Here is a 9,276-nt window from a genome sequence, read left to right as displayed (position 1 = left end):
ACCTCGTGGCAAGCGCGCATCACCTCGGCCAACGCTTGGGTGCTGGCCGGGCGCACGATGGCACCGGCAAGGCAGGGGGCGCCGGTCATCCAGTCGACGCGACGGCTACGCACATCGTCTCCGGTGAGTACGTGCGCAGGGCCGACGATGGCGCGAAGCGCCTCCAGGGTAATCTGCATGCCTGTTTCCTTACGTGACGTTCCATCGTTGTGTGAATAAAGTGTTTGAAGACAGTGGTGTGAATCAAGACGTATAAATAAACGCTGATGAACCAGCGTGTGATGCCTAAAAGGCTGTTCAAGCAGACGCGGCGGCAGGCGCTTCGCGCCCCGGAATCGCATCGAGCAGCGAACGGGTATAGGCCGCCTGGGGGGCCAGAAATATCTGCTCGGCGCTGCCTTGCTCGACGATGCGCCCATGCTGCATGACGACGATGCGATCACAAATCTGGGCGGCCACCCGCAAGTCGTGGGTGATGAACAGCAGTGACAGCGACAGCCGCTGTTTCAGCGATTCCAGCAGCTCCAGCACCTGCGCCTGAATGGAAACGTCCAGCGCAGAGACCGCCTCATCGGCCACGATCAATTCAGGGTTGAGCGCCAGCGCTCTGGCAATGCCGATGCGCTGGCGTTGGCCGCCTGAAAACTCATGGGGAAAACGCGTCACGGCACTGGCACCCAGCCCCACCAGTTCCAACAGCTCACCGGCCTGGCGGAGCGCGGCGGCCTTCGGCGTGCCGTTGGCCATGGGGCCTTGAGCGATGGCCATGCCGACCCGGGTGCGCGGGTTCAAGGACGCATAAGGGTCCTGAAAAATCATCTGCACCCGGTGGCGTTCGCGGCGCAGCGCGCTGCCGCTCAACTGCGAAAAATTGACCCCATCCAGCAGCAGCTCGCCATTATCCGGGTGCTCCAGGCGCACCACGCAGCGGCCAAGGGTCGATTTTCCCGAGCCGGACTCGCCCACGATACCCACGGTCTCGCCTTTGGCCAGCGTCAGCGATACGTCATCCAGCGCGCGCACTTCCCGAGTGGCCTTGAACCAGCCCCCGCGTGAACGAAACACCTTGTTGAGCCCCTTGATCTCCAGCAGGGGCGCCGAGGTGGCAGGTGCCCGGTGCGGGGGAAGGGCGTTGCTGGGAATGGCGGCGATCAAGGCCTGGGTATACGCATCCTGCGGGTTCTCCAGCACATCCCGAGCATTGCCGATTTCGACGATGCGGCCATGGCGCATGACGCAGACACGGTTGGCGATTTCCGCCACCACGCCAAAATCGTGGGTGATGAACATGACGGCCATGCCACGCCGCTGTTGCAGGTCACGAATCAGCGCCAGAATCTGCGCCTGGGTGGTCACATCCAGCGCCGTGGTGGGCTCATCGGCAATCAGCAGCACCGGTTCGAGCGCCAGCGCCATGGCAATCATCACCCGCTGCCGCTGCCCGCCGGAAAGCTCGAAGGGGTAGGCGCTGATGGCCTTCTCTGGCTGCGGGATACCCACTTCCACCAGCAGTTCCAGCGCCCGCGCCTGGCGCTGCCGGGGGCTGAGCTGGCCATGGGCCTCGAACACTTCGGCAATCTGTGCGCCCACGCGCATCAAGGGGTTCAGCGCCGTCATTGGCTCTTGGAAGATCATGCCGATCTTCAGGCCGCGCAGCGTTCGGTGCTGCTTTTCGCTCAGGGCCAGCAGGTTCTGGCCTTCGAACGTGACGCTGCCCTGCACGGGGCGAACGCCCTTGGGCAGCAGGCCCATGACCGTGTTGGCGGCCATGGACTTGCCCGACCCGGACTCCCCGACCACGCACATGATCTCGCCACGGTTGACGCTATAGCTGACATTCTCCACCGCCAGCGGCCGGTCTGCGCCTTTGGGCAGCGCCACGCTCAAGCCTTCGATCTGTAGTACGGCGGGCGCCTCGTCCTGGCCAGCGGGTTGCACGACATCGTTCATGGCAGGCTCCTAACGCTCACGGGAAAGTTTGGGGTTCAGCGCATCGTCCAGCCCTTCACCGACTAGGTTGAGTGCCAGAACGGTCAGCAGAATGGCCACGCCAGGGAAGAAGCTCAGCCACCATGCCTGGCGAATCACGGTACGCGCGGCACCGATCATGTAGCCCCAGGACATGACGTTCGGGTCGCCCAGCCCCAGAAACGAGAGCGACGACTCCAGCAGAATCGCCGTGGCCACCATGAGCGAGGCCAGCACGATGATGGGCGAGAGCGTATTGGGCAGGATCTGGCGCAGGATGATGGTGGTATTGGACTGGCCGACCAGCCGAGCGGCCTCGACGTACTCCCGGTGGCGCAACGACATGAACTCCGCCCGCACCAGACGAGCCACAGGTGGCCAGCTTACCAGGGCAATGGCCAGCACGATGGAGGTCACGCTGGGCTGCATGATGGCCACCAGCACGATGGCCAGGGCAAAGTTGGGAATGGTCTGGAAAAACTCGGTGATGCGCATCAGCACGTCATCGATCCAGCCACCGTAATACCCGGCAATGGCCCCCAGCGGCACGCCAATCAGCAGGGCCACACTGGTGGACACCAAACCAATCAGCAGCGATACCCAGGCGCCATGCATCAGGCCTGCCGCCACGTTGCGGCCCATGGTGTCGGTGCCCAAGGGGAACCCCTCCTGCGAGAACGGCGGCAGGAAGGGGCGCTGCACCATGCGCCAGGGCGATTCGGGAAACAGCAGCGGGGCAAGTAGGGCCATGGCGATGATCACCAGCAGGATGACCAGCCCCACCAGCGCCCCGCGGTTCTGGGCGAAACGTGCAAAAAAGCTCATGAGGCCCCCTTGATGCGTGGGTCTGCCAGGCGATACACCAGATCGGTGAGAATGTTGAACACGATCACCAGCGCCGCAGAGAAGAAGAAAATACCCAGCAAGAGGTTGTAGTCACGCTGTTGCAGCGCTTCGAACATCAGCCTGCCGATGCCGGGCCAGGCGAACACGGTTTCGGTGAGGATCGCGCCGCCCACCATTTGCCCGGCCTGTAGGCCCGCCAGGGTGATGATGGGAAGCAGAGCGTTGCGCAGCACATGGCGGCGCTGGATGACGCCCGGCTTGAGCCCCTTGGCCCGGGCCGTTTTGACATAGTCCTGCTGAGCGGCATCCAGCATGGAGGTGCGCGTCATGCGGGTGTAAATCGCCATGAAAAAGAGCGCCAGGGTCGTGGCAGGCAGCACCAGATGTTTCGCCACGTCCAGCGCCAGGGCCAGCCCGGTATGGCCAGCGCCCACGGTGTACAACCCATAGGCAGGCAGCCAGCCCAGGTACACCGAGAACACCACCACGGACATCAGCGCCACCCAGAACAGCGGCGTTGCGTAGAACACCAGCGCCAGCGCCATGATCAGCGAGCCCGACGGCTTCTTGGCTCTGGCCGCCGCCATGGAACCGGCAATGATGCCCAGCACCAGCGAGAGCACAAAGGCGGTACCGGTGAGCAGCAGCGTGGCGGGCAAGCGCGCCATGATCAGGTCGAAGACGGGCGTGCCCAGCCGGTAGGAGTAGCCAAAATCCAGCATGGCAATGCCGGAGACGTAGCGCCATAGCTGCACGTAGATAGGCTGGTCGAGGCCGAAGCGCACGCGCAGCTGGTCGAGAAACTCCTGGTCGGCGGCACCGGCTTCCCCGGCCAGAATGGCCGCCGGGTCACCGGGGGCCATCTGAATCAGGAAGAAGTTGAAGATCACGATCAAAAACAGGACGATCACGGCTTTAAACAGCCGCATGACGATCAAGCGGGCATATAACATGAGCATATTCCTGACATAGCTGAAACACCCGGGTCGCCATGGCGGCCCGGGTGGCACCTACCTAGCGGTCCAGCCAGGCATCCTTGAAGCCATCGTTCACGCCGACCCCGGAGGTCACCAGGTCCTGAACATCACAGCGATAAAGGGTGGGGAAGCCAAGCTCCATCAGCCAGCCAACCGGGACATCCTCATGCAGAATTTCCTGCACTTCACGGTAGAGGGCTTCGCGCTCCTCATCAGGAAACGCCGTGGCGGCGGCATTGAACAGCTCATCTACCCGCTCGTTCTCATAACCCTGAACGTTATTCCAGGGGGAGCCCTTGGCGATGTTGTCAGACAGGTAGGTACGTGAAATGCCCAGCGCAGGGTCGCCGTACTGGAAAAGATAGGTAAAGGCCAGGTCGTAATCCCAGTCACCCAGGCGCTGGTTCCAGCCGCCCACGTCGGTGGCCTGGGTGCGGACGTTGATGCCTACTTCACGCAGGTTCTGCTGCACGGCTTCTGCCCAGCGGGTCCAGGTCTCGCCGTAAGGCAGCGGCAGAATGGTGATCTCTTCGCCGTCGTACTCCATTTCTGCCAGCAGCTCCCGAGCGCGCTCGGGGTTGTGGTCGTAGGGCTCCAGGCCGTCATACTGGAAGCTGGCATTCGAACCAAAGGCCGAGAGCGGTACATTGCCCAGCCCATTCCAGAGCACGTCGCGGGCAAATTCGCGGTCCATGGCGTACATCACGGCTTGGCGGAAGCGCTTGTCGGCGGTGGGGCCTTCCCGGTTGTTCATCCACAGCATGGCAAAGGGGCTGAAGTACTCATGACCCTGCTCGGTCATGCAGACGTTATCCATGGCCGAAAGGCGCGGAATATCGAAGTTTTCCACGGTGCCGCTGGGCAGGACATCGATGGTGCCATTCTCGAAGGCCACGGCCCGGGAGCCGCCATCGGGAATCACGTGCCAGTTGACCCCATCCAGGTAAGGCAGGCCCTCTTCGTAGTAGTCGTCGTTTCTGACCAGCTCGATGACCGTGCCACGCTCCCAGTTGGCGAACTTGAACGGCCCCGTGCCAATCGGGTGGTCATTGTGCTCGTTATTGCGGAAGTCGGTGCCTTCGTACAAGTGCTTGGGCACCATGGTGAAGGTGCCCGCCTCGAACGAGATCAGGAAGGGGCCGAAGGGCTCGGTCAGGGTAAATACCACCGTGTGGTCGTCGCTGGCCTCGATGCTTTCCACATGCTGTAACACGGCCCGTGCGCTGGGGTTCAACTCACGGTGGAAAACATCGGCAGAAAACACCACGTCGTCGGCGTTGAAGGGCTCTCCATCGTGCCAGGTGACGTTATCGCGCAAATGGAAGGTATAGACCCGGCCATCGTCGCTGACCTCCCAGGACTCGGCCAACTGGGGCATGGGCTCCAGGTCGGTGGTGTAGCGCAGCAGGCCTTCATAGATATTGCCCGCCACGGTGCGCGTGGGGGCGTTCTGAATCATGCCCAGCACCAGCCCCGGCGGCTCGGGTTGAATGATGGTGTTGATCGTTCCACCGGATTGCGGGTCTGCGGCCAGCACGGATGTGGAACCCAGCGCAAGCGTGACGGCAGAGAGTGCCAAAGCCAAAGGTGTTTTCATGTTTCCTGCTCCTCGGTTTATTGGTACGTAAAAGCTTTACGTCGTCGTTAGTCGAGCGAGGCGTGACGTGTTCAGGCCAGGTTGTGGTGTTTGTTGGCGGCCCTTTTTGACCATAGCAGCGGCTGGTAAAACTGTCGACAGTCGTCAATCGTCCGTCGACAAGTGTGGTTTTTTTGTCATACTCAAGGCATGTCATGGCGACCACGAGTAGACTTTATGGCCCCTTTGCCAACGGCGCCGCAGGCGGTTATCCAGCAGCACAATCTGGTCGAGCAGGTGGCGGACTACCTGACCCAAGCAATTATTCAGCAACACTTTTTACCCGGCGAACGGCTTTCTGAAGTGCAGCTTTCCCGCGCGCTGGGGGTGAGCCGTGCGCCGGTCCGGGAGGCGGCGCGCTTGCTGGAAAGCCGCGGTTTGCTGATTTCAAAGCCGCGCAAGGGCTTCTTCGTCCGTGCGTTGAATACCGTTGAACTGGAGGACGTTTTCGATCTGCGGCTGTGCATGGAGCGGCACGCCATTCAGCGCCTGTGCCAGCGTTACACGCCCGAGGCCGAGCAGGCCTTGCAGCAGCAGGTAGCCGTGCTGTGCGAGGCCGCCGCCGGCAACGACGGCACGCGCCGCATCGAAGAAGACCTGACGTTCCACCGCTTGATGCTGCACTACGCAGGCAACGAGCGTCTGCTGCGGGCCTTCGATGACCTGGCCCATGAATTACGCCTCTGCATCGCGCTGATCACCAAAACCCATGAAGCCCCCGAAACCATCGCCACCAGCCATTTCAAGTTGCTCGACGCCCTGGCCACGGGCCGCCCGGAAACCTGCCGCGAGGCCATCGATTTTCACATCGGGGTGGCCAGAGACTTTGTGGTGAAGGGGGTGGGCGAGAGCGAAAGTGAGAGTGAGAGTGGAGCCCCGGCCAATGAAGACCTTCTTTCACGCTGAACAGCGCCTGCACCATCCGCGCACCTACTTCTCGCGGGGCAAGATGCGCGCCCCGCAGGAAGTACCCGAACGCGCCACGGCGCTGCTGGCGGCCGTGCACCGGCTGGGGTTTGAGGTGCAGGCTCCCATCGACCACGGCGTCGCGCCGTTGCGGGCCGTGCACTCGCTGGCCTACCTGCGTTTTCTGGAAAGTGCTTATCGGCGCTGGCATGCGCTGGACGAAGACTGGGGGGACGAAGTGATCTCCAATATCTTCGTGCGCTCGCCCAACGCCCTGCGCGGTATCCTGGCCGAAGCGGCACGTTACCTTGCCGATGGCAGCGCGCCCGTGGGCCAGCACACCTGGCACTCGGCGTACTGGTCGGCGCAAAGTGCCGTGTCCGGGGCGGAGGCGTTATTGGCTGGGGAGCGCTTCGCGTATGCGCTGTCACGACCGCCAGGCCACCATGCGGGCATCGACTCCGCCGGTGGTTTCTGCTTTCTCAACAATGCCGCCATTGCTGCCCAGCATCTCACCGCGCGGTTTCCGCGCATCGTCGTGCTCGACCCGGATATGCACCACGGTCAGGGCATACAGGAGATCTTCTACCAGCGCGACGATGTGCTCTATATCTCCATCCATGGCGATACCACCAACTTCTACCCGGCGGTCTCCGGCTTCGAAGAGGAGCGCGGGGAAGGGGCCGGGCTGGGCTACAACCTCAACCTGCCCATGCCCCACGGCTCGGCAGAAGCGGTGTTCTTCGACCGCTTGGCCCAAGCCTGCCAGGCCATTCGCCTGTTCGAGCCCGATGCACTGGTGCTGGCGCTGGGGTTCGATATTCATGAGCGCGACCCTCAGGCCAAAGTAGCGGTATCGACACCAGGTTTTGGCGAGTTGGGACGCACCATCGCAAGCCTCGATGTGCCCACCCTGGTGGTACAGGAAGGCGGCTACTACCTGGCAGGGCTGGAAGCCAACGCGGTGAGCTTTTTTGAAGGATTGCTGGGAGCGAAAGAAGGAAAGGAGAACGATTAAGCCAGTATTTCCAACCCCTTTTCGGCCACCAGGTTTAGCAGCTTGAGCGAAGGACCATTGGGTTTTTTCTGGCCTTGTTCCCACTTCTGGATGGTAGACACGCTAGTGTTCAGGTATGCGGCGAACACGCCTTGACTGGCGTGATTCCTGGTGCGGATCTGCTTGATCTGTATGGCTGTGTACTCTTTGACAGGCGGCAGGCAGAGCGCATCGAACTCACGCAGCGTGGTGTCTTTCATCACACCCGCCGTGTGCAGGTCTTGAGCCGTTTCATGCACCATATCCAGAATTGATTTATCCATCGTGTTTAACCTCGATCAATGCGCCATACCTGATGGCTTCGGTCAATGCCGTGTCATTATAATTCTTATCATCCATGTGTGGCACTCGGTGCTATATATGACTTGCCCTTTTTGAACCGCGTAGCTGCTTTGGTCTGTGTCTGGCAAGATAGCGTTTTCGGACGTTAAACGATCAAGGACACGGCATGGCGCATCTGCTACGCATCGTGATGATTCACGGCCACCTGAACGGCGTGGTCGAACTCAGTGTGGACGGTCACACCAATATTTGCGGCACCAACGCGTCGGGTAAAACCACGCTCCAGCGGCTGGTGCCGGTGTTTTACGGCGAGCTGCCCAATAAGGTGGTGCCGAAAACCCGCATGAAATTCGATGCGTTCTATCTGCCCCATCGCAACAGCTACCTGGTATACGAATACCGCCGCGAAGCGGGCAACGTGTGCCAGGCGGTGCTGACCCGCAAGCAGGAAGGCGGCGTGGAGTATCGCTTCGTCGGCGCGCCTTACCGCCCGGAAGACTACCTGGTCGAGACCGAGCAGGGCCCGCTGGCGCTGGACTACACCCAGTGGGCCAGCGGGCTGCGCCGCAGCGGCACGCCGGTGTCGCCCAAGCTGGGGGCCACCTCCGAGTTCCGCTCGGTGATCCAGAACGACTTTACCCAGCTCCACGGCAACAGCCGCGATGGCCTGAAGCTGCGCCAGATCGCCGCCCAGTTCAGCCTGGTCAATCCCGAGCGGCGCATTCGCCATATCGAAAAGCTGGTCTCGGCGGTGCACGCCAAAGAGGGCAAGATGGACACCCTCAAGACCATGCTGGCGGCGATTTTCGAAGAGGACGGCGTCGAGCTGCCGGTTACTCGCATTCGCAGTGCCAAGGCCCGCGAGTGGATTCACCAGATGCGCCAATCCATGCGCCTGGAGCCGTTGCAGGCCGCGTTGGCCAAACTCTCCGGCATCGACCGTGAACTGGCCGAGCTCGACACTATCCTGTGGCAACTCAAACCCCAGCTGGCCGCCGACCGCGAACAGGCCCAGCGGCAGGTCGCCGACCTGGAAGGCGAACTCAACCGCCACCAGCGGGAGTTTCAGGCCGAAGAGCAGGCCTACGGCGAACGGCGGGATGCGCTCAACGACCAGCACAGCGAAGTGGCAAGCCAGCTGCAGCACGCCCAGCACCGCCTCAACGACCTGCAAACCCGCTTCGAGCAGTACGCCGATGCCGACATGCCCGGCCTGGAGCGGGACATCAACGCGCTGCCCCAGTGGCGCGAACAGCGCGACCAGCTGCAGCAACACCTGCAAGTGATGCAGGACGCAGTAAAGGAAAGCCAGGCACGCCTGGATGGGCGACTGCGCGAACTCTCCGAAAACCTCGCCCGCCAGACTCAAGAGCACCAGGAACTGATCGACGCGCTGGTGGAGGAGAAAGCCGAGCGTCGCGAGCAGCAGTGGCAAACCGAACAGCAGCATAACGAGCGCTACCAGCAGGCCCGCCAGCGGCTGGAGAGCGAGTATCAGGCCCAGCTGGAGCTAGGCGTCGAGCAGCTGGCCGAGCTGAAGGCCCAGCTGGCCATGCCCAGCCAAACCCGCGAAGAGGCCCAGGAGGCCGAGCTGGCCCAGGCGC

Annotated in this window: 8 protein-coding genes; 3 read left to right on the top strand and 5 right to left on the bottom strand. The window is 62.1% G+C overall.

Annotation, left to right across the window (positions count from 1 at the left end; genetic code table 11):
• Positions 1-297 precede the first annotated feature (297 nt).
• The 4 genes from B7L71_RS05655 to B7L71_RS05640 form a co-directional block, all read right to left on the bottom strand.
• Positions 298-1,950 (bottom strand): ABC transporter ATP-binding protein, encoded by a 1,653-nt coding sequence (locus tag B7L71_RS05655; RefSeq protein WP_081136552.1) that lies wholly within the window; start codon positions 1,948-1,950, stop codon positions 298-300.
• A 9-nt stretch (positions 1,951-1,959) separates the two neighbouring features.
• Positions 1,960-2,793: an ABC transporter permease gene (locus B7L71_RS05650; RefSeq protein WP_016914894.1), complete on the bottom strand. Its 834-nt coding sequence runs from the start codon at positions 2,791-2,793 to the stop codon at positions 1,960-1,962.
• On the bottom strand, positions 2,790-3,767 hold the full coding sequence (locus B7L71_RS05645) for an ABC transporter permease (RefSeq protein WP_081136550.1): 978 nt from the start codon (positions 3,765-3,767) through the stop codon (positions 2,790-2,792). Before B7L71_RS05645 ends, B7L71_RS05650 begins: the two co-directional genes overlap by 4 nt.
• Positions 3,768-3,828: 61 nt before the next feature.
• A complete protein-coding gene (locus B7L71_RS05640) occupies positions 3,829-5,388 on the bottom strand; it encodes an ABC transporter substrate-binding protein (RefSeq protein WP_081136548.1) in 1,560 nt (519 codons plus the stop codon).
• Between the two features lie 216 nt (positions 5,389-5,604).
• Between B7L71_RS05640 and B7L71_RS05635 the strand changes: the two genes are divergently transcribed.
• On the top strand, positions 5,605-6,333 hold the full coding sequence (locus tag B7L71_RS05635; protein ID WP_081136546.1) for a GntR family transcriptional regulator: 729 nt from the start codon (positions 5,605-5,607) through the stop codon (positions 6,331-6,333).
• A complete protein-coding gene (locus B7L71_RS05630; RefSeq protein WP_081136544.1) occupies positions 6,311-7,351 on the top strand; it encodes a histone deacetylase family protein in 1,041 nt (346 codons plus the stop codon). Before B7L71_RS05635 ends, B7L71_RS05630 begins: the two co-directional genes overlap by 23 nt.
• Here the strand turns inward: B7L71_RS05630 and B7L71_RS05625 are convergent.
• Positions 7,348-7,653 (bottom strand): helix-turn-helix domain-containing protein, encoded by a 306-nt coding sequence (locus B7L71_RS05625; protein ID WP_039180230.1) that lies wholly within the window; start codon positions 7,651-7,653, stop codon positions 7,348-7,350. The genes B7L71_RS05630 and B7L71_RS05625 overlap by 4 nt on opposite strands.
• Positions 7,654-7,838: 185 nt before the next feature.
• Here B7L71_RS05625 and B7L71_RS05620 point away from each other — a divergent pair.
• Positions 7,839-9,276 (top strand): ATP-binding protein (locus B7L71_RS05620; RefSeq protein WP_139790053.1); only part of this gene is annotated, 1,438 nt, incomplete at its 3' end.

This window comes from Halomonas sp. BC2 (assembly GCF_002078115.1).
Classification (GTDB): domain Bacteria; phylum Pseudomonadota; class Gammaproteobacteria; order Pseudomonadales; family Halomonadaceae; genus Vreelandella; species Vreelandella stevensii.
Note: the sequence above shows the minus strand (reverse complement) of the source record. Positions and strands in the feature narration are given on the sequence as shown.